At 42.6% G+C, this 26,689-nt stretch carries 17 protein-coding genes; 4 read left to right on the top strand and 13 right to left on the bottom strand.

Annotation, left to right across the window (positions count from 1 at the left end):
• The first annotated feature begins 192 nt into the window (after nucleotides 1–192).
• The 3 genes from ACO06Y_RS09690 (at nucleotide 193) to ACO06Y_RS09680 (ending at nucleotide 13,526) form a co-directional block, all read left to right on the top strand.
• The gene (locus ACO06Y_RS09690) at nucleotides 193–8,091 is read left to right on the top strand and encodes a gliding motility-associated C-terminal domain-containing protein (protein ID WP_422083634.1); all 7,899 of its coding nucleotides are present in this window, start codon (nucleotides 193–195) and stop codon (nucleotides 8,089–8,091) included.
• Nucleotides 8,092–8,727: 636 nt separating this feature from the next.
• Entirely contained in the window at nucleotides 8,728–11,823 is a 3,096-nt protein-coding gene (locus tag ACO06Y_RS09685) for a SusC/RagA family TonB-linked outer membrane protein (RefSeq protein WP_422083633.1), read from the top strand.
• 41 nt (nucleotides 11,824–11,864) lie between these two features.
• Nucleotides 11,865–13,526 (top strand): RagB/SusD family nutrient uptake outer membrane protein, encoded by a 1,662-nt coding sequence (locus ACO06Y_RS09680; RefSeq protein WP_422083632.1) that lies wholly within the window; start codon nucleotides 11,865–11,867, stop codon nucleotides 13,524–13,526.
• Between the two features lie 266 nt (nucleotides 13,527–13,792).
• On the opposite strand, the gene ACO06Y_RS09675 is transcribed toward ACO06Y_RS09680, so the two are convergent.
• From ACO06Y_RS09675 to ACO06Y_RS09635, 9 genes are all read right to left on the bottom strand, one after another.
• Nucleotides 13,793–14,641, bottom strand: a complete 849-nt coding sequence (locus ACO06Y_RS09675) for a glycosyltransferase domain-containing protein (protein WP_422083631.1) — start codon at nucleotides 14,639–14,641, stop codon at nucleotides 13,793–13,795.
• Between the two features lie 10 nt (nucleotides 14,642–14,651).
• A complete protein-coding gene (locus ACO06Y_RS09670) occupies nucleotides 14,652–15,557 on the bottom strand; it encodes a lantibiotic dehydratase C-terminal domain-containing protein (RefSeq protein ID WP_422083630.1) in 906 nt (301 codons plus the stop codon).
• A gap of 32 nt (nucleotides 15,558–15,589) precedes the next feature.
• Nucleotides 15,590–16,639 carry a glycosyltransferase family 2 protein gene (locus tag ACO06Y_RS09665; protein WP_422083629.1) on the bottom strand — a complete coding sequence of 350 codons (1,050 nt, stop codon included), beginning with the start codon at nucleotides 16,637–16,639 and terminating at the stop codon, nucleotides 15,590–15,592.
• 27 nt (nucleotides 16,640–16,666) lie between these two features.
• A complete protein-coding gene (locus tag ACO06Y_RS09660) occupies nucleotides 16,667–17,578 on the bottom strand; it encodes a sulfotransferase (RefSeq protein ID WP_422083628.1) in 912 nt (303 codons plus the stop codon).
• Nucleotides 17,579–18,103 (bottom strand): adenylyl-sulfate kinase, encoded by a 525-nt coding sequence (cysC, locus tag ACO06Y_RS09655; protein WP_422083627.1) that lies wholly within the window; start codon nucleotides 18,101–18,103, stop codon nucleotides 17,579–17,581.
• Nucleotides 18,104–18,215: 112 nt separating this feature from the next.
• Entirely contained in the window at nucleotides 18,216–18,329 is a 114-nt protein-coding gene (locus ACO06Y_RS09650; RefSeq protein WP_422084159.1) for a cysteine peptidase family C39 domain-containing protein, read from the bottom strand.
• Nucleotides 18,330–18,550: 221 nt separating this feature from the next.
• A complete protein-coding gene (locus ACO06Y_RS09645) occupies nucleotides 18,551–18,718 on the bottom strand; it encodes a hypothetical protein (RefSeq protein ID WP_422083626.1) in 168 nt (55 codons plus the stop codon).
• A 467-nt stretch (nucleotides 18,719–19,185) separates the two neighbouring features.
• A complete protein-coding gene (locus ACO06Y_RS09640) occupies nucleotides 19,186–19,392 on the bottom strand; it encodes a hypothetical protein (protein WP_422083625.1) in 207 nt (68 codons plus the stop codon).
• Nucleotides 19,393–19,518: 126 nt separating this feature from the next.
• Complete coding sequence (locus tag ACO06Y_RS09635) at nucleotides 19,519–21,093, bottom strand: vitamin K epoxide reductase family protein (protein WP_422083624.1); 1,575 nt, start codon at nucleotides 21,091–21,093, stop codon at nucleotides 19,519–19,521.
• Nucleotides 21,094–21,514: 421 nt separating this feature from the next.
• On the opposite strand from ACO06Y_RS09635, the gene ACO06Y_RS09630 reads away from it, so the two are divergent.
• Nucleotides 21,515–22,186: a response regulator gene (locus ACO06Y_RS09630; protein WP_422083623.1), complete on the top strand. Its 672-nt coding sequence runs from the start codon at nucleotides 21,515–21,517 to the stop codon at nucleotides 22,184–22,186.
• Between the two features lie 300 nt (nucleotides 22,187–22,486).
• On the opposite strand, the gene ACO06Y_RS09625 is transcribed toward ACO06Y_RS09630, so the two are convergent.
• The 4 genes from ACO06Y_RS09625 to ACO06Y_RS09610 form a co-directional block, all read right to left on the bottom strand.
• Nucleotides 22,487–23,509: a substrate-binding domain-containing protein gene (locus ACO06Y_RS09625; RefSeq protein WP_422083622.1), complete on the bottom strand. Its 1,023-nt coding sequence runs from the start codon at nucleotides 23,507–23,509 to the stop codon at nucleotides 22,487–22,489.
• An 84-nt stretch (nucleotides 23,510–23,593) separates the two neighbouring features.
• Nucleotides 23,594–24,199: a 3-keto-disaccharide hydrolase gene (locus tag ACO06Y_RS09620; protein WP_422083621.1), complete on the bottom strand. Its 606-nt coding sequence runs from the start codon at nucleotides 24,197–24,199 to the stop codon at nucleotides 23,594–23,596.
• A gap of 25 nt (nucleotides 24,200–24,224) precedes the next feature.
• Nucleotides 24,225–25,316 (bottom strand): PmoA family protein, encoded by a 1,092-nt coding sequence (locus ACO06Y_RS09615; protein ID WP_422083620.1) that lies wholly within the window; start codon nucleotides 25,314–25,316, stop codon nucleotides 24,225–24,227.
• Nucleotides 25,317–25,324: 8 nt separating this feature from the next.
• Entirely contained in the window at nucleotides 25,325–26,683 is a 1,359-nt protein-coding gene (locus ACO06Y_RS09610; RefSeq protein WP_422083619.1) for a Gfo/Idh/MocA family protein, read from the bottom strand.
• Between the last annotated feature and the right edge of the window lie 6 nt (nucleotides 26,684–26,689).

Raw genomic sequence — 26,689 nt, 5'->3', positions numbered from 1 at the left:
TATGAATTCCCCCGTTTTTAGGCTTTCCATTGAAAAGCTTACAACGACTCCGACCGCTGGCAAACCAAAACCGGCCCTTTTTCCGAATTCATATTTCCGTACACAGCCTCAATTTCTTGATAAAGGATATAAGGCACCGTATTGGCCAAACCCATAAATCAATCTTATTAAAAGCCCCTAGAACATACGACCATGACCGACCACAATTCTTTCCATTCAAAGACCTTTTTTTTGGTATGTCTTGCTTTCATCAGTTTCCTGAATCTCATCGCCCAAACACAACCCAACGGTACCGTAGATGACAATTCATCCGGAAGCACCGTATCCAGCAATTTGAATACCAATTTAAGGCTCTGGCTGGACGCCAATGACAAGACCACCTTGTACAGAACATCCACGGTAACCGGAGGAGAAAGTATTGCGGAACTGGAATCGGCCAATTCGGGAACGGATTATACGGGAACTGAAATTCGGCTATGGTTGGACAAGTCCAGTTTCAACTCCCATGTTTCCAATACGGATCCAACCAAATTCCCGATCTATGTTGCAAATGGAGGTTCGGTAAACAATAACCTACCTACCTTGGAATTTTTAAGGGCCCAACAAGATCACCTTAGGATCGCTTTGCCGGAAACCAACGCTGGCAATGGGGAAAGATGGGAAGGCGAGTACACCGTATTCATCGTTTTTGAGCAATTGACCGATGGCGGTATAGATCATTCCTTTTTTTCGAACGGGGATACCTTTGCCGATGATAACCATTTTCAAATCAGTGTTTCCGCGGCTACCGGAGACGATTTTGTTTTTAAATCCAATAATGCCGCCAACGTAAAGTTTCTTGACTTTGAACCCGAAAAACAAAACGAGCTCAAACTATACTCGCTTAGATCCGATGCCAATGGAACCGAGGCCCTGGTAGACGGCACCCGATCGGATTTTGATGCCACTCTTGACAATAATGGTAATAAATTTTGGGCCTACAACATCAATAGAAACCGGAACAACAACAGCTTTAACGATTCCCGCATCTCCGAGGTTATCATTTACGACCGTATTCTTACGGATTGCGAACTTAGTGAGGTCAACAAATACCTGGGCGATAAGTATGGCAAGGACTTTTCCTCCTCCTTCGCAGCATTATATGATGACAATTTGAATCCGGCCTATGATAATCTAACCGCTGGCATTGGTTTGAACGAAGCCATTTGTGGAGGCGTGACGGACAAAAGAAATACGGCCACTAGTAATGGTCTTACACTTTCCGTTGATGATGCGGACAATATAGTTAACCGAAACTACATCGCTTTCTCGGATAACGGTGGAACGGAGACCCGAAATAACAATGTGCCTACTGGAACCTTCTTTCAACGAATGGACAAATCTTGGTTGTTTCAGGAATATGGAAACAATGTTCTGGGAAATCAGGCGTTGGATTTTGAATTTGATATACCGGTCCTATGGGATGGATTACAGGCATCGAGCTTTGGTATACTCGTGGATGATGACGGTGACTTTTCCAATGCGGAGTTTATAGGCGAAGGGTCGCTTTCATTAGGCAAGATACTTTTTGAGAATGTAGTTCTAGGTACGGACACCACTCTTGACCTTCAAACTGATACCCCCGTGTATATAGCCTTGGCCATACATCCTTCACCAGGTGGTATTTCATCCGGATTGGAACTTTGGCATAAGGCTGACGCCGGCTTCACCTACAACAGTGCCACCGATGCCGAATGGTTAGGCCAATCCACTAATGGCACGGTGCTAAACGCCAATCTGGTTCAGGGGCCAGATACAGATTCCGCACCTCAATTGAATTCAAATGTATTGAACTTTAATCCTGGAGTAGATTTCGATGGTGTAGATAATGGCCTTGCCACCGCCATAAATGCCGCCAACTTCAACTTTTCGGAAACTACTGTATTCTCCTTGCAGCAAGTTATTGCCGAAAGTACCGTGGGCAACAATACTATTTGGCACTACGGAACCGATGGACATAACGACCTGGCCCTTTTCATCGATCCCGATTCCCATGGCTTCAACATAGTGTTTAACAGAAGTTCGGAAATCAAGGTCAACGACCCAATATTGGCCGATCATCTTCCACATTTGACGGGTTTCATTGGTAACTCGTCAACTACTAAAATACACATGAACTCCAAGGAATTAGCCTCTTCATCTGGTATGAGTGCCCTGCCCGGAAGCGGGGCATTCCTAGTAGGCTTGGATGCCGACGTCTCGGAGGCATATGACGGTGATAACCATCTTGAAGGGCTGGTCGGGGAAATACTGATATATGGAAGAGAGCTAACATCGGTGGAACTCCAAAAGGTCTGGTCCTACTTGGCCTTAAAATACGGAATTACCTTAGATCAGACCGCCCCTATTGATTACATGGCCTCAAATGGATCTACTTTTTGGGACGCCTCCGAAAATACAGGCTACGATAACCATATCTTCGGTATTGTTAGGGACGATGGCAGTGGCCTGGATCAAAAAGTATCCCAGTCCGTAAATTCGACGACCGGCCCTATTTTGGCTACAAACCAAGATTTTTTAACCTCCAATCAGGACAGTGGACGGACCAGCCTGGATGACCGCAGTTCTTTGATACTCGCCCATAACAATGGCACGGACAATTCGTTTACTTCCAGTTTTGATGGAGGTACCAACAACCGTTTGGACAGGGTATGGAAAGTGGAAGAGACCGGTACCGTAGGCGATATCTATTTTGCCATACCCGAAGCGGCCGTATCCAACAGGCCGACAAATGGGTACTTAAGCCTGACCCTTTCATCGGATGAGGTTTTTGATGGAACGGACAACATGATCCGAATGAATTTTGATGGAACTCTCAATCTCTTCTCAGCCCAGATTAATCCGAATGACGGGGATTATTTGGCATTGGTCATTGATGAAACGAGTTATACACTAAGCGAAACCGCATTGACCATTGACGAAAATGGTGGTACCGGCACCTTCACGGTGGTACTCGGAACGGAACCAACAAGTGATGTAGTATTGGACGTTACAAGCGATGATACGGCTGAAGCCACTGTGGACAAAGCCCAACTTACTTTTACCGCTACCGATTGGGATACGCCCCAAACGGTTACGGTGACCGGGGTAGATGATAATGTGGTTCGGGACGATTCTGCGACCATCACCATAGCTATAAACGATGCTGGTTCCGATGACATCTTTGATGCCTTGGCGAATCAAGAAGTAGCTATTACCTTGACCAATGAGGACGTTAATTTACCCGTATTTACCGCTCCCCAGGCAGCTTATAACGTTTCTAGCGCCAACTATACGAACAACTTCCTAAACGTGCCTCCAAACCTAAATTATACGTATGGCATTACATTTAATCAGGATGGCAGTAAGCTTTTTGTAAGCACCTTTGATCGGGAAATAGTAAGTTACGATTTGAGCGTCCCCTTTGATGTGTCAACGGCGACTTATAACACAGACCTCAACCTCAGCCATAGGTCACAAGGGATTACCTTTAGCATAGATGGCACAAAACTATATCATACAGGCAACTCAAGCGCTGGTATAAGTGAATATCATCTTTCTACACCCTACGACCTTTCTACGGCAACATTTAATTCTCGTATTACCCCTAGCGAAGGACTGAACTATGATGGAATAGAGCTTAATTCGGATGGTACTAAAATGTTCCTACTCGAATATAATGGATCGGACATCTTGGAGTATGCACTCGGTTCGCCCTTTGATATTACCTCAGCTATTTATACAGACATCCATACAATCGCTGGAGAAACCGATCCAAATGATTTCACCTTCAATGGCGACGGTTCACAACTTTTTGTACTTGGGTTTAGCGAAGGCATATCCGTCCATAATCTTTCTACCCCTTTCGATGTTTCTACCGCGGTATTTTCCGGTGAAAGTGCGAGTTTTGACACCGACGCCCAAGAGAACAACCCTTATGGAATTGCCTTTAGTACAGGTGGGAACAAAGTATTCCTTGTAGGTTCGGATAACAGGGTTTATGAATATGAAATGAAGGTAGAATTGGAATACTCCGAAAATGACACAGCTACCGTTGTGGACGTACAGGCCAACGATGGGGATGGCGATGCCAGCGATTCGGGCATCACCTATGTTTTGACCTCGGGCGGCGATAATGATTTGTTCAGCATAGATGCTGATACCGGAGCGCTGACCTTTCTGGCTTCCCCGGATTTTGAAAACCCTAGCGATAATGGCGCAGATAATACGTATGATATTGAGGTCATTGCAACGGATGTGGATGGAAGTGCCGCGTTGGAGATAAGCATTGTGGTCAATGATGTGAACGAAACTCCCGAGATTACAAGTACGGCAACGGCCAGCTTCGCGGAAAATGCCTCGGGAACGATATTGGATGTTGAAGCTTCGGATGAAGAGGGGGAAACCGAAGGTTCAGGGCTTAGTTATATATTTAGTACCGATTCTGGAGGTGGTGTGGACAATGGATCTTTTGATATCGATCCGAATACCGGTGTCATTACATTCGCAGCATCACCGGATTTTGAGAATCCCGGCGATAACGATACTAACAATGATTACGAGGTACAGGTAACCGTAAGTGATTCCGGCGGAGAACAGGATATTCAGGATATAATGATTAGTGTAACCGATGTAGACGACACCCCTCCAAGCGGTTATTCCGTAGCCATCGACATGGATCCAATCAATGATACGAACCATACCGCCGTAAGTTTCACCTTTGTAGCAGCAGAAATCGGTGCCACTTATAACTATTCCTTTAGTAGTAGCAATGGAGGGGTCAACGTTACTGGAAACGGAACGATTGTTACGGCCACGGATCAAATTACGGGCATAGACCTCAGTGGTTTAGGCGATGGTACGATTACCTTATCCGTAACCCTAACGGATACCGAAGGCAATGAAGGTACACCGGCCACAGATACCAGTACTAAGGATTCCGTAGCTCCAAGCGGTTATACGGTAGAAATCGATCAAGATCCGATCAATAGCTCAAACCAGGATGCAGCAAGTTTTACTTTTTCCGGAGCGGAGGTAGGTACCACCTATAACTATTCCTTTAGTAGTAGTGGTGGAGGGGCCAACGTTAGCGGAGGCGGAACGATCGTAACGACCACGGACCAGATCATGGGGATAGACCTTAGTGGATTGAGCGATGGCACAATTACCTTATCCGTAACCCTTACCGACGTCGCGGGCAATGGAGGTACACCGGCCACAGATACCAGTACTAAGGATGCCACGGCTCCGATTGGTTATGCCGTGACTATCGACCAAGCCGTCATCAATAATTCCAATCAGAATTCAATAAGCTTCACCTTTTCCGGGGCGGAGATAGGAACCACCTACAACTATACCTTCTTCAGTAATAATGGAGGTACCGATGCAACCGGAAGTGGGGTGATTGTATCGGCTATGGATCAAATTGAAACTATTAGTCTCATTACTTTGAACGACGGTAACGTCACCCTCAATGTTACCTTAACCGATCCCGCAGGGAACGAAGGGACAACGGCTTCGGATAATATAACCAAGGATGCCGTAGCGCCAAATAGTTATACGGTGTCCATAGATCAAAATCCAATCGATACTTCCAACCAAAATATAATAAGTTTCACCTTCGCCGGTGCAGAGGTAGGTACTACTTACAACTATAGGTTTAGTAGTGACGGAGGTGGAACCGATGTTACCGACAGTGGAACCATTACAACGGCTACAGATCAGGTTTCCGGTATTGACCTCAGTGGATTGGGCGACGGTACGATTACCCTCTCGGTGGCGCTCACGGATACGTCGGGTAACGAGGGCACTGCGGCTACCGATTCGGCTACCAAGAACACGGATGACGATAATGACGGTGTAAAGGACGATGTCGATAATTGCCCGACCATCGCCAATGCGGATCAGACCGACACCAATAACGACAGCGAGGGAGACGCCTGTGATGACGATGACGATGGCGACGGAACCTTGGACATCAACGATGATTTCCCATTGGATGATACGGAGGATACGGATACGGATGGGGATGGAATAGGGAATAATGCCGATACCGATGACGATAATGATGGTTTGTTGGATGTAGAGGATCCCAACCCCTTAGTGGATACCCAAACTACCCAACCACAACTCAATGGACCGATTGGGAATACCACCTCATATGACCAATTATCCATTGAATACGTAATCCCAGAAGCACCTTTGGCTGGTAGTGTAACCTTGACATTTACCTCAAATGATAATCCCAATAGTCCAATTGTTCTTCAACTGGATGATGGCGCAATTGTCCCGGGACTAACGGATAGCTTCATTTGGGATCCCCAGGTGGACGCAGCCTCACTCCCGCAAATAGTATCGGCTACCTACCCCACCCTTTCCGATGGAACATATGACATCACCTTGTCCTATCAAGATGCGTTGGGCAACCCGGCCGCAACGGTTACCAATAGCGATCATACTATTATTACGGATTTGTTGGTCACTTCCCTATCAATTAGTTCCAACAATTCGTCGCCTGAATGGGCCAAGGAAGGCGATAGGGTTATTTTTGACTTTTCCTTTAATCGTCCCGTAGATAATGTCTTTTTACAATATTTTGGTACGGCCCTGGCCTTTACCGGTACACCAAACAATGGAAGTGCCTACCAGGGCTGGATAGAGGTAGGTCCGGGCACCCCGGAAGGAACGGTAAGCTTTACATTAACCGCAAATAGTGGAACCCACAATCTTGTTGCCAACACGACCATGAATGGAAGTTCGGTAACAGTGGATACCACGCCACCTGTGCCTAGTTTGGTCATTGCCAGGTCACTTCATTTCGATCCTTTTGATATGGAACTTCGGTTTTCCGAGCCTGTTGAAAATGTGGCCCCCTCACCCATAGGAGTAGTCCCTGATAATACACAACCTACTGCTGAATTAGGCGCAATGGAAACTATAACCCCTGGCTTGGTATATCGCATTCCCGTAACTCCACTGATTCCAGGTGAGATGGTCTTCTTCAATGATCTTACCGATATTGCCCGGGATCGGGCTGGTAACCCATCAGTGCCCCTGGGTTTTGTGAACGGTACCTTCTATGATCTGGACTCGGATGGTGATGGTATAGGTAACACAGCGGACAGCGATGATGACGGGGACGGCACGCCCGATACAGACGACGCTTTCCCATTGGACGCCAATGAAGACACGGATACGGATGGAGATGGAACTGGTGACAATGCCGATACCGATGATGATGGCGATGGCACGCCCGATATCGACGACGCTTTCCCCACAGATCCAAATGAGGATACCGATACTGATGGTGATGGAGAAGGTGACAATGCAGACACGGATGACGACAACGATGGGATTCCGGACTCCGAGGATGAGAATCCAAATGAACCGTTGGACAGCGACGGTGATGGCACCCCTGACTTCGAGGATAATGACGACGATAACGACGGTGTTCCGGACGTTGAGGACGACTTCCCCAACGACCCGAACGAACATACCGATACTGACGGGGATGGGGAAGGTGACAATTCGGATATGGATGATGATAATGATGGTATCCCGGATAACGAGGATGCCGATGTGGACGGAGATGGAATAATCGACAATGGAACGGATAGCGATGGTGATGGGATAAATGATGAAAATGACGATCTAGATGATAATATCGATACGGATGGAGACGGAATTCCCGATGTAAATGATGATTTCCCAAACGACCCCGATGAAAGTGTAGATCAGGACGGAGATGGCATAGGTGCTAACGCGGATATCGATGACAATGATGCCAATGTCGGACAAGAGCAAGCCGTTACCTCGGCGCAGGCGTTTACACCTAATGGCGATAATATCAATGATACTTGGATCGTACAGGGTATTGAAAATTATCCAAACGCCATGGTCACCGTTTACAACCGGTATGGGCACGAAGTTTTTAAGGCGTTAGGTTATAAAAACAATTGGGATGGTAGATATGGTTCCAGATCGGAAAATCTACCCGCAGGATCCTACTATTATGTGATTGACCTAAGAAATGGTTCGGCTCCTATGGATGGGTGGCTATTTATCAATTACTAATGCTAAAAATCACTCGGTAAAACAAATCGCAACAACATACCCCTTAGTTTGTTCGCCAAACTGGATAGGGAGTATCGAAGACCCAGCTCTATTCATGAGGATATGGCATGGGTTTTCGTCAATCCAAATGTTCAACAAAAAAGTCGTTGAGCGGAATTCCTTTGATGTCCTGGCCTAAAATCATGTAGAGTACGATCTTCCAAACGTATATTTTCCGAAACTACCAATTGAGTTCCAGGTCCATTCAGTATCACGCAATAAACTGAACCAAATTTTGCATTATTCTACTTTTATTTGTCAATAAACTACGTGTTAATTTTTTTATAAAAAAATGAATCCCTATATTCGGTAACGTTAACGAAAAACTTGTGTACGTTAACGATTGTACGAAAAATCATATGGTTTTGGGTTTTTCGTGATTAGATATGCCTTTAAATAGGCTTGAAAAGATGGACAAATCTTAGTGCAACAAAAACAACCGAACAACAATCACCATGGTATACAGAAACAAAAGCCCTTAAAAAATCCACCTACTTGGAACGACTTTCTTAACCGGAGCGTTTGATTTGAACAAATTCAAAAGAAAAAACTAAAATCTCTTCAACTAACAAAGAAATAACTAACAATAAATATGATATGAAAAAACTACTCTCAAAAAAACCTTTGCTCAAGGCAAGAAGCTTTTTGTCCTTCTTTATATGTTGTCTTATGGGTTCATATTCAATGTCCGCCAGTGACGACCCTGGCAAAATGGGCAATTCGATTGAAATTCTCCAATCCACCGTAACCGGTGTAATCTCCGATGAAAACGGGATACCGCTATCAGGGGCCAGTGTGGTGGTAAAGGGAACAACCGTTGGTGCCGTTGCCGACTTCGATGGAAATTATTCAATAAATGTGGAATCGGACGGTGTTTTGGTATTCAGCTACGTAGGCTACACCCCTCAAGAAGTTCCAGTTAACGGCAGGTCAACCATCAACATTTCTATGGAGCCGGACGCGGCAGCTTTGGATGAGGTGGTATTGGTAGGGTACGGTACCCAAAAAAGAGGAGAGGTAACAGGGGCAATAGAAACCGTTACCGCCGAGCAATTAAGTATCGTACAAGTAGCAAGCTCCATTGATGCCATCAAGGGGCAGATAGCGGGTGTAGATGTTCAAGCTACTGGTGGTAGGCCGGGACAAAACCCAACGGTAAGAATACGGGGTAGACGCTCAATTAGTGCGGATAACGACCCTCTGTATGTAGTCGATGGTATACCGCTGATCGATGGCCCTGAATCCATGGCCGATATCAATCCGGATGACATTTCCTCCATGCAGGTGTTAAAGGATGCCGCCGCTACCGCCATTTACGGCTCCAGAGGTGCCAATGGTGTTATCTTGGTCTCCACGAACCGAGGCCAGGTAGGAAAGACCAAGATTACCTACAGCAGTCGTTATGGGGTTACATCGGCGACGCGTTTGGTGGATATGATGAACGGAGAAGAATTTGCGGCCTTAAAACGGGAATCAAGACGGATTGGATGGAATGGGACTATTCCAGCGGATACCGAAGTGTTTTTAGATCCCGTTGAACTGGAATCCATTGCGCAAGGAAGATCTACGGACTGGCAAGATTTGGTCGTTGGCGAAGGGTGGCAGACCAACCACCAACTTGCCGTAAGCGGTGGATCCGAGAATACTACGTTCAGCACGTCAATAGGATATTTTAAGGAACAGGGCATTATTAGCAGCCAAGATTTTGAACGTTTTTCGGCTAGGGTAAACGTAGACCATAGAATTAACGATATCTTTAAGATTGGTGCATCTTTCTTGGTAGCTAGGACAGAACAGAACTGGGGCAATAACGCTACCATGCAGGAGGCCTTGGCCAACAACCCTTTGGGCGTGCCCTTTGACGAGAACGGGGAACTCTTATTCCTGCCCACCAACGATGGTATCCGCACCAATCCGTTAAGTGAACTGGTGGATGGTGCCTTTGTAGATGAACGCCGACAAACCCGAATATTTGCCCCTGTATATTTGGATATCAATATTTCGCAGGGACTAAAATGGACCACTACCTTCGGCCCGGATGTCCGTATCGGTAGAAATGGTCGTTTCGCGGCAAGTTTAACGAACACCAATCGTGGAGCACCGGCAACAGCGGGAATTACCAATGTAGATGACTTCGGATACACGTTGGAAAACTTGTTGACCTATACTAAAGCCCTTAATGATGGACAAAACCTTAAGGTTACCCTACTCCAAAGTATCCAAAAATCTAGACTTGAGGGAAGTGCCGGAAATGTTACGGGAATTCCCTATGAGTCCCAATCGTTTTACAATTTGGGTTCGGCCACCGAAGGAGGTGTACTTGAATCCGTCTTAACGGAATGGGCCTTGGCCTCTTTTATGGGTAGGGTCAATTACGATTTGGACGGTAAATATTTATTTCAGGCTTCCTTACGTGCGGATGGGTCTTCCAGGTTGGCACCCGGAAATCAATGGAACTATTTTCCAGGCATTTCCGCAGGTTGGCGCATAGACCAGGAGGACTTTATGGCCGGCACCTCCGTTTCCGAACTAAAGTTAAGGGCCTCCTATGGGGAGGTGGGAAACACCTCGGTTGCACCATACCAGACCGCCGGTAGGTTGGGCAGCACGGTTTATGCTTTCGGTGAGCAATCGGCATTGGGATTTGGGCTTAATGAGATACCCAACGAGGATTTGACCTGGGAGGTCTCCAAAACCTTGGATATTGGATTGGATTATGGGCTTTTGAACAATCGTTTGGTGGGTTCTTTTGACTTCTTCCGTACCAATACCGAGGATCTCTTGTTGGAAAGGGCCATCCCTACCACATCAGGCTATGAACAGGTACTTCAAAATGTGGGCTCTACCCGAACCCAGGGTTTTGAATTCACGGTCAGCGCTGGTATCATAGACAATGATGGTGACGGCTTTAACTGGGACGTGGATCTCAATATATCTACCTACAAAGAGGAAATTACGGAACTCGCACAAAAAGACGCCGATGGAAATCCCATAGATGATACCGGTAATGAGCGATTTATAGGGGAACCGCTCCGAGTGTTTTTTGATTATGAAAAAATAGGTATCTGGCAGGCCGATGAAGTGGCCGAGGCCCTTGCGGCCGATAATAAAGTACCGGGCGAAATCAAGTTAAGGGACTTGAATGGGGATGGCGTAATTACACCGGAGGACCGTAAGATTTTAGGGGATGATGTCCCCGATTATTATGGAGGTTTTAATAATAAATTTGCCTACAAAGGATTCGACTTGGGTATTTTCTTCGTTTTTAGACAAGGGCAAATGATACAATCTAATTTTAACGCCAACAATAACTCCCTTTTTGGAAGATATAATAATCTGGATGTCGATTATTGGACCATTGACAACCCCACCAATGCCAACCCAAGACCCAACGAAAACCAGGAAAGCCCTAGAAACGGTTCTACATTGACCTATTTTGACGGGAGTTTTATAAAGCTTAGAAACATTACCCTGGGATACAACCTGCCGGAATCGATAACCGAAAGACTGGGTATGGAAAAATTGCGCTTATCGGTATCCGGTCAGAATTTGTTTTTTATTACGGATTTTCCAACGTTCGATCCCGAGATTGGCGAAACGTTTGATGAGGATGGTGATAGAGAGGATGCCTTGAACAGTGGTGTTGTCCCAAGTAGCAAAATGTGGTCCTTGACCTTGAATGCTACCTTTTAAATAAAAAAGATTGTTAGTCGAAATTGAATAATTAAAATATTATGAACAGAAAAAATAGTTACATCATCTTAGTTTTAGCACTGGCTTTCTTAACAAAGTCATGTGATGAATTCTTGGAGGAAGAGCTGATAACCGATGTTTCGGCGGCTTCCTATTATACTACCGAAGAGGGGTTTGAGGATGCGGTTAAAGCTACCTATGCTACTCTAAAACCCTTTTACGGTCAAGAAATTGGAGCTGCCCTGACCACCTTTGGTACCGATATTTGGACCAATGGTTCCGATGGGGGCCACAAGTTTTTCAACTTTTACGATGGTCAATTAAATGCAGAGGCCAATTTTGTGCGGGATTCCTGGGACAATTGGTATAGGGGTATCAATCAGGCCAACGGAGTCATCAATCGTTCTGAAGCCGTAGAAATGGATGAGACCACAAAGACTTTGCAAATTGCGGAAGTACGTTTCTTGAGAGCATTTTATTATTTTCATATCGTAACTACTTTTGGCGATGCCCACCTTAGCCTTGAGGAGACCGAAGGTGTTGAAGTAGAGGCGAATAAGACTCCGCAATCGGAGATTTATGCCCAAGCCATAATACCGGATTTGGAATTTGCCATTGCCAATCTACCGGATGAACAATCCGAATATGGTCGCGCTACAAGACCTGCCGCCGAGTTTCTGCTAGGTAAGGTGTTGTTAACCCGCAGCTATAGGGATTTTGCAGAAAGTACAGATGCTTCAAGGGCGGAAACACTTTTTGGCAATGTCATTGACAATTACGGCTTTTCGTTGTTACCCAATTTTGCGAACCTATGGGATATCAACAACCAAGAGAACAGTGAAATGGTCTTTGTACAGCCCAATTCAAAATCACAGGTAGATACGGGTATTGATGATTTTGGACATCGATGGCACCTCTATTTCTTGATGGAATATGACGTACGTAGGGGAATGGTTAGGGACATTGCGAATGGCAGACCTTGGAAAAGACATCGTCCCACGGAATTTATGTTGACACTTTGGGATAGGGACGTAGATACCCGTTACGATGTTACATTCAAGCATGTTTGGTTCGCCAATAAGGATGAACCGGCTACCGAAGCCGTGGGAGAAGAACCGGCAAGGGCAGCTTTAGCTATCGGAGATACTGCAATTTATATCCCAGGACCCGGTAGGGATATCGATTGGCCGCAATCACGTCAGGATGCGGTACCTTACTTGGTGATTACGAACGACGAATACACGGAAAGGTTGTTCCCTACGATGAACAAATGGATTGACCCGACACGACCCGGTCGTCAGCATGTACAGGGACAGCGGGATTTCATCTTAATGCGTTTGGGAGATGCCTATCTGTTACGGGCAGAGGCAAGATTGGCCCAAAACAATACTTCTGGCGCAGCGGAGGATATCAATGTTATCCGAATGCGTTCAGCGGTACCCGGTCAAGAAGCCGCTAGCCAAATAACCCCGGCAGATGTAAATCTTGATTTTTTGCTCGATGAAAGAGCAAGGGAACTAGTAGGTGAAGGTCATCGCTGGTGGGATCTGGTACGTACCGGTAAGCTAGTGGAACGTACAAGATTACACAATCCTTTTGCCGCGCCCAATATTCAGGATTTTCACACTGTGAGGCCTATACCGCAGAATCAAATAGACAGAACATTAGGCGGTTATCCGCAAAATCCGGGTTATCCACAATAACTATTTTACTTGTTTGGTTTAGTTTGAGTTAGTTTAAGTTAGTAAAGGCTCCTGTTGTTTGTGGCAGGAGCTTTTCTATTATTCCAAAAGGCAATTACTTAAATCTTTGACATAGGACTCATATCGATTTGATTCGTTTAAATTAAATATGAGGGGTTCATCACTAAACAAAGGTCTTTCAGAACTATAAGATCCCGGAGTTAGGAAAAGACAGAATTTAGTAATAAAACAGGCTATTGCATCAAACAAGAACCTAAGGGAAATTCTTAACCAACCTCGATGATTTGTGGTAGGTGTGATGTTTTTTTAGATAGCATATCCCTTATCCACGACGGAAATCCTTGTCGCTCGTATAGGTCTTTGAAAACAGCCTTTAGCACAGGGTTATTAAAATGGACATGGCATTTCGTATATGGTTTCATAGTGTTAAAAATAGCTATGACCCTTTTTAGTTCCGTTATATAAATATCAGATTTTGCACCTAAATTGGCGAAATCCTTTTTATACTTACGAAAGTAGGGTAAAGGTGTGCCCAAAGTTAAGAACAATTCAGAATCGTTGTCCAGCTTAATAGAATTTTCATGTGTAAAATAAAGTAAGGTCCAGTAGTACTGATTGCTCCAAAAATATTTCTTATCATATACTTCAACAACTTTAGGTGCTACCTTGTACTTGTTGGTAAGGACTTTACTAGCGGGTTCATTATATCGATTCAAAAGTTTCAATATGTGGGAAACACGACCCATAAATGCCCCACTGTTAAGAAAGCGGGTTTCGGAATCTATTTTATGATAAATATCTATTAACCCTTGTTCGGGCCAACAGTTGATTTCAGCGGAAAATACTATGGGGGCATTAAAATTCATAAATTTCGCCAACAATGATTTAGGCGTATTCAATAATAAGGTATCATAGGCATCCGTAAACAGTACAATTTCATCGGAATCAAGAGATTCCAGATAGGGAATCAGAATTTGATCTTTCAATCTATGGCTGGACCAAGTGGAACCAAAGTATAAAATGATTAGCTTATAACCCAAGAAATCACAGCAAGGCATCAAAAAAGTACGCAAATTGTAGTTTCTTAAATCGGTAGCGACGGTGATTACTTTCACATTGATTTTTTTAGTTTTTTTCTGGCAGCTTGGCCAACAGCCCTTTTTCTTTTCCATTGCTTTTCTCCAAATAGATGATGGCCTTTTGGAAAAGATAATAGTTGGCCAGGGTATTCCTTATATTTAATGCCCTTGACAGTTCGTCAAAGATTTGATCAAAGAAAATACTTCGGTCCATTGAAGGACTGCTTGATGCCGTCCTAAAGGCCATGTTAACAATTTGAACCCATTCGTTCTCCCACGAGGTATCGTATCTTTTAAAGGTATTATTCCTAAAAACGGACAGGTAACCATGTAGGGCTTGCTTGTTAACTTCGAAAGCCTTTTGATTGGCCTCTAGAAAAGATTCCCACTTATCAATATCCAAGACCAAACGTTTTTTTTCAAGAATTTCTTCCAATAATGAAATGATATCCCTGTTCGAATAGTTCAAGGTGTTGAAGTATAGGTTCAGCAATTGTAGGAAAACTTCATTTAGATGGCTCAAGGTGTCTTTCCCCAATTCTTTAAAAATTAGGATGATTAAACGACTTGTACTTTGAAAAAATAGCTCATAGCCAAAGAGCAGGTCGGGGGAATCGAAGTCATAAACACCATAGTAAACCGCATTGTTTTCAAAGTCCATATGGTAGCCTATATTTCTCTTTATTTGGCTCTTCCCCAGAGAAGAAGGGAATTTTATAAAAAAGGCTTTAAAATGACCATCTATTTTTTCCGCGATGCTTCTAGCCTTATGTTTTTCAGTTCTAAGGACCAATCGGATATGGTCTCCCCGATTCTCGTTTAAACAGATAAAATATAGGAGAGGGACTTCCATGTTATGGATAAAGGGATCTATCCCTTGAATAACTAGAGTGTCCCAATCCAAACGATTATAAAAAAGGGAAACACATAAATCAATCTTTGACGGTTTCATATCTTTAAATCTTTTGTTGGACGAGAATATTTTTATAAATGTACGGTCGAATCCCCTAGCCCTATTTTTTCAATTTTGACTTCCCCGAAGGTTTCATGATTTACCCTCCATAATTTATTGGCCTTATTCTGTTCCATTCTCACCCTATTGGTAATCTGGGAGTAAAACATGGTCATGGAGAAAAAAATTTCCCGGTTTGATATTTCGTAATATCCTTCCGATATTTCCAATGCCTGTCCATTAATAAAAACACCTTCCTGAAGCGAATGAGTTCCAGAATCCCATTTGTTATCCAAAAGCTCATAAGTATACTCGTGATTTCTGTTTTCCGGGAAAAGATTTTCAATGGACTTTGCATTCACCGTTCGGTTCTCAATAACTTTTCCCAAATATGCGCTACCATTGCCGAAAAGAAATAAGAGTGTTGAAATTGAAAGGGTCTCATAGCGTATGTAAATTTTTTGGATTACAGTATTATTGAATCGATTTATCAGTCGTTCTTCGTTACTATGAAGCACGGCTTTTAAAAATTTCTTGTTTTCTATGCGCTCTTTCTTTACACCGCTAAGTTCCAATCGGTACATTAGGTCAAAATCCTCATACCCATAGAAATCCATGGCTTCATCATAACCTCTCACCTTTAAGAAATCGCTTTTTTTTGCACATATTCGGCCATAACAGTCCCTTATTGTACTTCCCTTGTCCACTGCCAAAAAAATTTGTTCGTTTTTTTGAAATTGGTTATTTATGTAAGTGGCGAATCCCTGGCCTGTAAAATTATCAGCATCTAGATTACAGATAATCTCTCCGCTGGCTTGAAGGGCCACCACGTTCTTGGAATGACTCCATCGAAAATATTGGGGCTCCAGGGTACGTACATATCGGATTAGACCCGAATCAATATGATGGCTCATTTCCTTGGTAATCCATTCGTGCATGCCGTCCGTTGAATTATAATTAAGAATTACAAATTCAATGTTTCCATAGGCAAGGTTGTACTCAATATTTTTAGGTAAGGTCTGCTTTAAAAAAGAGGTACGGTTCATACAGACTGTACAAAATGATATTTTCTTTTTTTTCATGATTTACCGATGGTTTTCTTTGCATTGTCATGAGGTTAAGTTCCACTTAGGATGTGGGAATCCAGAAGTATATAAGGCGAATTCGAAGTAATCGAATATTCTTTGAATTCTTTTGCGGGTGTCGTGATTTATAGATTTGAAATTCTTTTCCAGTTGTTTATGAGGGTCTCTAACATATCCCCCTCGAAAATCCGATGAACTGGGTTTTCGGATATCCACAAATCTATCAATGTTGTCAGGTACGTTTTCGACCCCAAGATTCTCAAAAACCCTTGACATTTCGGCATTGGTATTTAACACAAGGTTTTCATAGAATACAACCACCACCTCATCATTTATACATTGATGATTCAATGTTGGTATGTTATTCATACACCATAGTGCAATTTTGCGTTCCAATGGTGTGGACAAATTATCAATAAAAGCTTTATGATCTAAAAAAAGCTCTTTGTTTACGTAATCGGGCACTTCATATGTAGAATCATGCCGTGAACTAAAGTTCCTTATCTGGGAAATACAGGTATCTATCGGATGCCGCACTATGAGAATTGGCTTTCTAAATAATCCCATATTCTTCAGTATCCATGGAAGTAACAGATTCGCATGTACCAGTTTTGTTATCACTACGGAATCACCACTTAATTCATGCCACAATTCTTGTTGTCTAGTCCAATCATTTCCGACTTGGAGACTAAATACATCTTCCATAAACTTAACATACGAAACATCTGTATTATCTTCTGTGAGAAACGGTCTGTACCCCCACTTGAAAGAGATAGGTACCACGCCCCTGTTTGGATGTAGCGGTTCCCAGTTAACGATAGTTCCTTGAATTAGGCATAACATTTCTGTAAGCCAGGTTGTTCCACTCCTGGGCTCCCCAAAAATGACAATACCATTTTTATAATTATAACTTAGTTTATTACAATCTCCATTCATTTAAACTATACTTGACTGTAACATTTCAAAAATCTTTTTTACCGATTCCACGGGTTCTTCTGATTCGGAATCTATGACCAACATCCCATTCAAAATAGGTGGCTCGAAGGAATCGGACACCCCCGTGAAACTGGGTACGACTCCCTTTCTAGCCAAAACGTAAAGGCCTTTAGGGTCCCGTAGCTCGCAAACCTGCAAAGAACATTTGACATATATCCATGAAATCTTTTTGCGTCCGATTATGCTCTCTATCAACCTACGGTCATTTTGATACGGGGTTATTGCAGCTACGATAGGCATAACACCTACTTGCATCAATAATTTACAGACCTCCGCAATCCTTCGGACGTTTTCCCTTCTATCTTCTTTGCTAAACCCCAAATTGCTGTTGATGCCCCTTCTAAGCCGGTCTCCGTCCAAGAGAATTACATTTCTTTGACCCTCCATTTCTTTTAGTAGGGAGACGGCAAGTGTTGTTTTGCCTGCTCCGGAAAGCCCAAATAACCACACTGTCTTTTCCATCATATTCATGAATTAAATTATAGAATATCCACGCTATCATATAGATAAGGACTTAGAACCTATCGCCTCTGGTAAATCGCTCAACTTGAGCGGGTCTCTCCCCACCTCGGTAATATCAAAAAAACCCTGGAATCTCCTGCAAAAAAATCAGCAAACCATAAAACTTGGCAATGATTCGTAAACAGGCAGAGCCACAGTTCTTGGTATTCTGTTGTTTGTAAAAAGGCAATGTTTTTGTTCTCAAGTTAAAAATGTGGGAAAATGATTTTGTTAAGAGTCATCAGATTATAGTTCAAAAGACAAAATAGGGGCAAGGCTATATTTAAACTTGCCCCAAAATTTCAAACCCAAAGGATTTGCGCAAAGGCATTGATAATTACTTCAAAAACCTTAAGGAATGTTAAATTAGACCTTATCAGTATAAGGTCTAATTTAACATTCTTCAATCAATCAGTACCAACAATCATATTCTGTACAATGGATACCTCCACCATTGGGGTTAGTACCCCATCCAATGCAGTTACAGTTGTCAGTGCCACCAAAAACGGTCTTTAAATGTTTTTCTCCTAGAATCTGATCGGCGGCAAGATTTAGGTTTTTTAGACTCAATTTTTTCATAATAGAAAAATTTAAAATATTAGATTTGCCCTGAACATTTAAGGACCATCAAGGTTTTGGTCCATGCTTCGCGAAAGCAATAGGTTCACTCGGCTAAGGAAAATCCTTAGCCGTTTTTTGTTTTTCTGTTAGAAAGCATCCCTAAATCTTCAATACTATATTCTTTTGCCAATTCTTGTCTGTTGATACAATTTTAGGAATACACTATACGCACTACATCATATAATTGGTAAATTGGATTATTGTTCCGTACATAATTTTGCTATAACATTTTCCACCATCTTCTAAGCAAGGAGAAAAGTCATGAATTCCACCACAACTTTTCTCCCTTCTTCATTCACTTTAAAGTAATCCCATTATGGAAATGGGGTTAGCTTAACAGTAAAATAGTATAAGAATTAGAAAAACTACTTTGACAGAACTATTAGAAGAACATACCTTCCCCGATTCCGCGGTAATAGACTAGATTAAACGTATACACACTCGCCGCTCCAACCTCCGGCATTACGACATCTAGTGTGACAATTATCACAAGGCCCTCCAAGTAGCCCTTGGTGATTGCATAAACACCTGGCATCGCCTGAGCCATAACCACCAAAAATAGTTTTTTGCTGTTCTTTTTCAAGAATCTTGCCTTCTACAAGATTCATCTTTTTTAGACTCAATTTTTTCATAATAGAAAAATTTAAAATATTAGATTTGCCCTGAACGTTTAGGGGCCATCAAGGTTTCGGCCCATGCTTCGCGAAAGCAATATCGTTTATTCGGTCAGGGATTTTCCTTGGCCGTTTTTGCTCTTTCTATGTCAAAACCTCTCTTAAGTCTTCCACACTATATTCCCTTGGTAGTTCATGCCCATTGATAAAAATTGTCGGAGTATGACTTATTTGCTCTATATCGCACCATTGGCGCATCGAATCTATTTTTTGGTCTTGAAATTCCAATTCACCGTTCATAGGATATTTTAGGCAAAAGAGTTCATAATCCTTTGTTTCCGAGAGGTACCAATCGTTAAGAGCTTTTAGAATGCTATTTTCGCGGTCGTCTAAGGCAAGAAAATGCCTGACAGGCTTTAGCTGTGGGTCATTTTTGTCAGTACCCGAAACAAATAGTATTTGCAGATTAATCAAGCCCTTTTCACGAAGTTCTTCCAAGATAGGATGTGCCTTGGCACAAGGGCCGCAATATGGGTGGCATACTTTGACAACATTAAATTTCGCGGTAGTATTGGTAAATGAGATTCCCAGTCCTTCCGTGCTATTTTGAATCTTTCTGGTCTTAGACAAAAGACCCTGTAAAACAGTAGGGTTGTTTTTGATTTTTTTGAGACTTCTTTGAACTAAAAGGGTTTCCTTTTCTTTATTCAATAAAGGCTTGAGCCATTGCCATACCGGAATTGGCAAAAGTAATAAGGCCATCAACGGCAGGAGGGAAACGAGCTCTGTTCTGACCAAATGCAAGTCCCAGAAAAAAGCGGTCGCCATTTCCAGTACCAATACAGATTGTACTACAATACAGAACTTGCACCATTGCTTAACAACAAAGCCTTGGTAATAAGCTGATAGGGCCACCACCGGAAAGGTAGCAAAGCTCAGATAGGATAAAGGTGTCAATGAAGACTGGTGAAACCCATTGATAAGTAAAAAGGACAACGTCCCGAAAAAATAGGAAAAACCCAACAAGCCCAAGCTTAGCCTTCCATTGAACAATGTTGCATGTTTGGATCTCAAAACGGAGTCGCAATTCAACTTTTTACCTCCTGAACAAAACTTCTGTAAGGTCGGGTTGTACCTGTCCACTTCATACCAAAGCAATAATACTCCCACCGAGAGCCCTATCAATTTCAATCCAAAATACAGGACGAAGGGAAGAGCTGTTTCTGTATAACCAATTGAATACAAAGGATCTATAAGCACCCACACCCCGAAGAGAAGCACGCATGCCCATTTCAAAATGGAATAAGTCCGTTTCTCGTTGCGTTTCTTTCTAATGTCAGGTTCTCCTGAATTCTCGGACACTTCTGCCAATAGACAAACCCCCGTCCATCTATTAAGGAACTCTGCTTTTGAAGTCTCAACAGCCTTTCCTTTATCATCTAGATAACTCACGACATTATCCGTAAGGTCAACAAGTACCTTGAACATACCTCCCCTGTCGGAAACCTCTACGATACAGGGAAGGGGCAGTTCGAGCAGTTTTTCTCCATTTACCTTGACGGCTAGATTTTCGATAGCGTATTTGTCCAAAGTGTCAGAAATACAAAGCATACTAGGATGTTCCGGATGGGCCAATATGGCATCTTCCAAGAATTGTTGCGTAAAATCGATTTGTAGGGATTTTAACAATTGTTTTGTGATATTCAGGCAGTTATCCATAAATGCGATATAATACTTAGGAAGGAGTTAAATCTTTTGATAAAAGTACTATTCTTGTAGAACCACCATGACAATAGTCCTCTCAACTATTGAGGGGTTAAGCCTCAATTTTTGGTATTTGCACAGGTTGAATATGAAAAATAGTATTTATGTTTTTTCTTACATTTTTTAATGTATTATATTATTATTTAATGCCGTTTTTTCGTATTTTCATATTAAAAGAGGATAGTTATTGTATTAACTTAAAACTTTCAAATCTTGGCATCGTTTTGCTTTAGTAGCTCAGTTATAAATTTTGGAAGACAACCTTTGTTTTTCATTTCTGATACAGATTTTTAATGATGTATAACTGTATGAAGACCCGCTCACATGTTTTAGGCTTTGCAATAGTTTTTATTAAGCTTGCCCAAATCATATAAACATGATTCCAAAAATCAATTTGCTTGTTATAGATGATCATCCTATTGTTGTCCGCGGTTATAAGACCGTGTTGGAAAATTTCAAAAATTCTTATCTTGAGGTTGATGAAGCCCACAACATTGATGATGCACTTTTCTTGTTAAACAATGAATCTTCCGTCCGTCCTTATGACGTGATTATTTTGGATATTCGCTTACCTCCTTCAAAAAAATATCCCTCCTTGATTTCAGGAGAGGATCTTGGCAGGAAAATTAAAAAAACCCATAAAGCAACCAAGATTATTGTTATTACCGCACTTAACGATAATTACCGTATAAGCTGCTTGTTGAAGTATTTGGATCCCGATGGTCTATTGATCAAATGCGACCTAAGTGAGGAAGTGCTCCACAATGCCGTAACAGCAGTAGTTCAGGGAAATACCTATTATAGTAGACAAGTAAGCAAGTTGATAAGAAAGCGGAATACTACGGACATTTATTTGGACGACATGGATAGGCGAATTTTGTTTTTGCTATCGAACGGTGAAAAAACCAAAGATATGCCAAATTTGTTACCACTTTCTCTAGCTTCAATCCAAAGGAAGAAAAAAAGGTTAAAAATGTGTTTTGAAGTAGATGGTAGCGGCGGTAACAGGGAACTTTTGCTAAAAGCTAAGGAAATGGGTTTTATTTAATGTTTCCCTCGGGATAGTGATATTTAGGGATAAAAGGCATGGATTTCCCTGGGTTGAAAAAATACCACACGATTCCCTGTCATGTTTCTTCAGGTTGAAAACCCTTATAAGTTATCGCTAGGGAACGGCCCGGGATATACTGCCTAATCAAATACGAAAAAGCACAATCTAGAGTTGGCGAGAGGAGATTCCCGTCAACATCTGGCCGTATTTTCCAAAAACGAGGTTTCATTATAACAAGCTATGGATTAGCGCAATGAAAATCAATAAGTTAGACTAGTCTAAATATTCTTGATTAATTCAAGTATTCTCCTTGACTATGATTTCTACGGGAATATCAAGGTTTAGTTCAGAACCATCCTGCTTGGTAATAAAATTGAAAAGACTCTTTATAGCAGCATACCCCTGGTATTTGGGTTGTTGGTTGATCAAAAAACTAATCTTGCCCTCCTTTAAATATTCCAAATTTTGCCTGTTCAGATCAAAACCCACAATAAAGGTGTTTTTCACTTGGTATTGCTCCAATATTTTAGGTAATAAATGCGATTTTGAGTTTGTTACGAACATTCCTTTCGGATTGTCCTTGCCGAACCAAGCCTCCATTTCGGTCGTTACTTTGAATTCATCGTTCAAAGAATAGTTAATCGTATGAATGGTTACCTTCTCGTTAATCGTCTTAAAAAACTCCCTAAACCCTTGCTCACGCTGTATATTATTGGCATGAATACCGCGGTCATTCAACATATTGACCACAAAATAATCGCCCTTTACGCCCATGAGACCATGAAGTAACCTTCCGGCAACCCTACCTGCTTTATGGGAATCCTGACGGATAAAACAGGCAGGACCTTCAAGTTCTACCTCAGTATCCAGAAATACTACAGGTATTTTCTTTCTTTTTGCGCGTTCAAGTAATGAATTGCTTTCTTTTTTAAAGAATGGTACCGTTACTATGGCATCATAGTTCTTTAGGAAAATCTGTTTTGCCAGATTGTTGAAGGATGACGAATCCAGAAACAGATAATTGTCCACCGCTACGCCAAGTTCCTTCAATTCCTTTACTGCCTGCTCGATACCTTTTTTGGGGAGTTTCCAATAATTCCACTTGCTTTTTGCTTCCGGAATCAATACGGCAAATTTTATCTTTTTAACCGAGGCCAATTTCAATCGGCTGGCCGTAGTATTCTTTGTATAGCCGATTTCCTTGATAACCTCGCGTACCCTTTTTTCGGTTTCTTTGGAAACACCTTTTCTATTGTGCAATACACGATCCACAGTGCCTATCGACACCTTTGCAAGTTCCGCTATTTTCTTTATGCCCATGCCTCCCTAAGGAATTAGTTGGTTTGGTAAACTTCTAATATACAACACTTTATAAAGAAGAAGAAAATGGCAATAGTAAAATAATCACAATTCGGCTATTGCAATATTCCTGAACTGTATGGTCATATCCCTTCCTGGATGCAATTGAAGGCCCACGGGGCCTTTTAAGTTGGCTTTTTCCAAGGTATAGTTCATTACTTCTTGTCCGTTAAGCCATACCCTATAGGTATTGCCAACGGTCATCGCTTTTATGGTGTTCCATCGATCCATTTTCAAAAGTTCGTTTACGCCATCGGCCTCTACCGGATATCCCGATTTGGGCACATAGGGCGAAGCCGTCATATCCCTTTTTAATGAGCCCGATATCCCGATTTGAATTTGTACGTTCCGCTCATCCTCGCCCCGCATAAAAATACCCGAATCAATAGTGCCTTTACCGAATTTAAAATCCAATTGAACAACAAAGTCATCGTATTCCTTCTTCGTCCATAATATGGAACCCTTTTGATCGGGGTCACTTTTTGCCCAGAGCGCATCACCCTCAATGATCCACCAAACATTATTATTGGGTACTTGCCACTGCTTTAGGTCCCTACCATCAAATAGGGTCTCCATTTTGTAGTCGGTCCCTTGTCCGAAAGCCATGGCTACGAGCATCAATGTACAAATCAGGGAATACGTAGACTTCATTTCTCTAAATTTTAAAATGTTAACCTTACTTCGCATTGAACTCTTCAAATGAAAGATCCAGGGCATCCTTGGTCAGCTTGGAACCGTTATGGATTAAAATACGGTACTTAAAAGTTACCGATTCATTTTCGTTCAACTTGAAATTTAAAACTTCCTTTCCCTCGGAAAAAATAGCCTGTCCCAAAGGATTTGCGGCAAAAAGTCCATAACCCCTGGCATGCCAATAGGTGGGGTATCCTATATTTTTCTTATGATCCAATATGGTGATGGACACGGTCTCACCCTCAATAGTACTTTCCAATTTAACCCATTTATTACGCGTACCCCAGACATCATTTCCCGTTAGACCTTCGCTGCTAAAATAGTTGCCGTTTACACCTTCATTATTCAAGGCCTCCACTTCCGTCACATTTCCCGCAGCATCCGTATAGAGTGCCGGTTTATCCGAAACCAATTCCAGTTCGCGGGCCACTCGGACGGCGATCATTCCTTCCTTGTTATCCTTAAAGGAAACATCCTCCAGGGCATTAAGGGTCGTTATACGGTCTATGATCCTGGTATCTCCCTTTTCGGAAAATGTAAACTCCGTTATCTCCTCCATCAAATCAACATTATCGGGAGAACGCCAAATTGCCCTTATTTTTAAGATGCCACTATCATCATCACTCTGTAGAATCTCCTGATGGTAAATTGTACCATATTCTTGTTTTTTCTCCTCTGGGATTGCGTAGGAATTATTCCAAAAATCCAATCCGTTTACATCCCCATAGTTTAACCAATGCCCTGCGTGATGCGGATGGTCAACACGCTCATTGGGTCTGGGGTCATAGGGAAAACCCCGGGTAACCGTTTTGCCGCTTTTGGTAATAAGCGGATACAAAATCGGCTTGGGCGTCTGTCCGTCATATATATAGCTTGTGAACTTCTTGCCATTAATAGTAATATCAACTTTCTTGTTGGTATCATCCTTGGAAAATTTCACCTTGGACAATACGGGCATACCCGCCTCGGATGTCGTATTACCTGTAGTAGCTGTATTTTTTACCTCCTTACAGGAAACCAGTAAAAAAGCAAAGACTATGTAACGATAAAATGTCTTCTTAAATAAATTCAACATGCGCATCATCAATATTTGAACACTTTTCCGCCAGCCAGAACATCTTGATTCTTTTCGTCGAAAGTAGCTTTTAAACCGGTTCGCAAGGCAGCCGTGGTCATGATATTGGCAATGGAATGATTGTAGCCCGCCTCTACCGGACCATTGGTGGTCTTACGGCTTCGGACACATTCCATCCAGTTTAACATATGCAATGAAGTCATATTATCCGCTCCGGTGTTGGCCGATGTCACTACTTTTGGGGCATTCTCGGAAAGATTGAAGCCCTTTAACTTATTCGGCTTCATTCCCATAGCGCTCGCATGCCTCTCGGACAACCCACCGTTATCACTTACTTTGTTCGTATCCAGGTTCAATTCCCCCGCATTGGAGTAATAGATTTCCTTGGTACCACCGGCCGAATTTGTAAAGCGGGAGGAATAGGTAACCTGGAATCCTGAATTTGGATCGTTGGAGGGACCATAATCAAAGACGGCCGACATGGTATCGAAGTTTTTCCGCCCATCCTTCCACAAATAAATACCCCCATTGGCAGCAACACTTCTCGGATGGTTTAACCCGGAGAACCAATGTACCGTATCGATCTGGTGGGACATCCATTGACCGGGAATTCCAGAGGAATACGGCCAGAACAAGCGATACTCCAAATACTTTCTCGGATCCCAATCCGCTGGTGGCCGATTCATTTGATAGCGTTTCCAGTCCGTATCGGACTCCTTAATTTCACTGGTCAATTTCGGTAAACGCCACCTCCCGGGCTGATTTACGTTCCAGGTCATTTCCACCATGACGATATCCCCGAACTTTCCGGATTTAATGAAATCCTCGGCAGCGTGATAATTGGCACCGCTACGTCTTTGTGAACCTATTTGAAAAACGATTCCGGAATCCTTTACCGCTTTCATACCAATACGGGCATCCGCCATGGTCTCCGCAAAGGGCTTTTCACAGTATACATCCTTTTTGGCCTTGGCCGCCTCAACGGTGTGAAGTGCATGCTGAAAATCGGCAGTGGAAATAATCACCGCATCGATTTTGTTCTTATCATACATCTCCTCATTATTACGCCATTGTGTTATTTTGTTGCCCGTCTTTTCTTTTATAAAGGCGGCCCCCTCATCGCGTCTTCTGTTCCATATATCGGATACCCCGACAATTTCAAAATTCTGCGCCTTGCTATGCCCGTTAAAAGCTGGTATCAAAGCGCCCTTGGCCCTGTTCGAAAATCCCACAATGCCCACGCGGACACGGTCGTTGGCACCAATTATTTTTTTATAGCTCTTGGCACTCATAGCACCCGTACCCAGAATAATTCCGCTAGAGGCCAATGTTGTTTTCTGCATAAAATTTCGTCTTGTCCTATTCATGATCAG

The organism is Ulvibacterium sp. (assembly GCF_965228935.1).
Lineage (GTDB): Bacteria > Bacteroidota > Bacteroidia > Flavobacteriales > Flavobacteriaceae > Ulvibacterium.
Note: the sequence above shows the minus strand (reverse complement) of the source record. Positions and strands in the feature narration are given on the sequence as shown.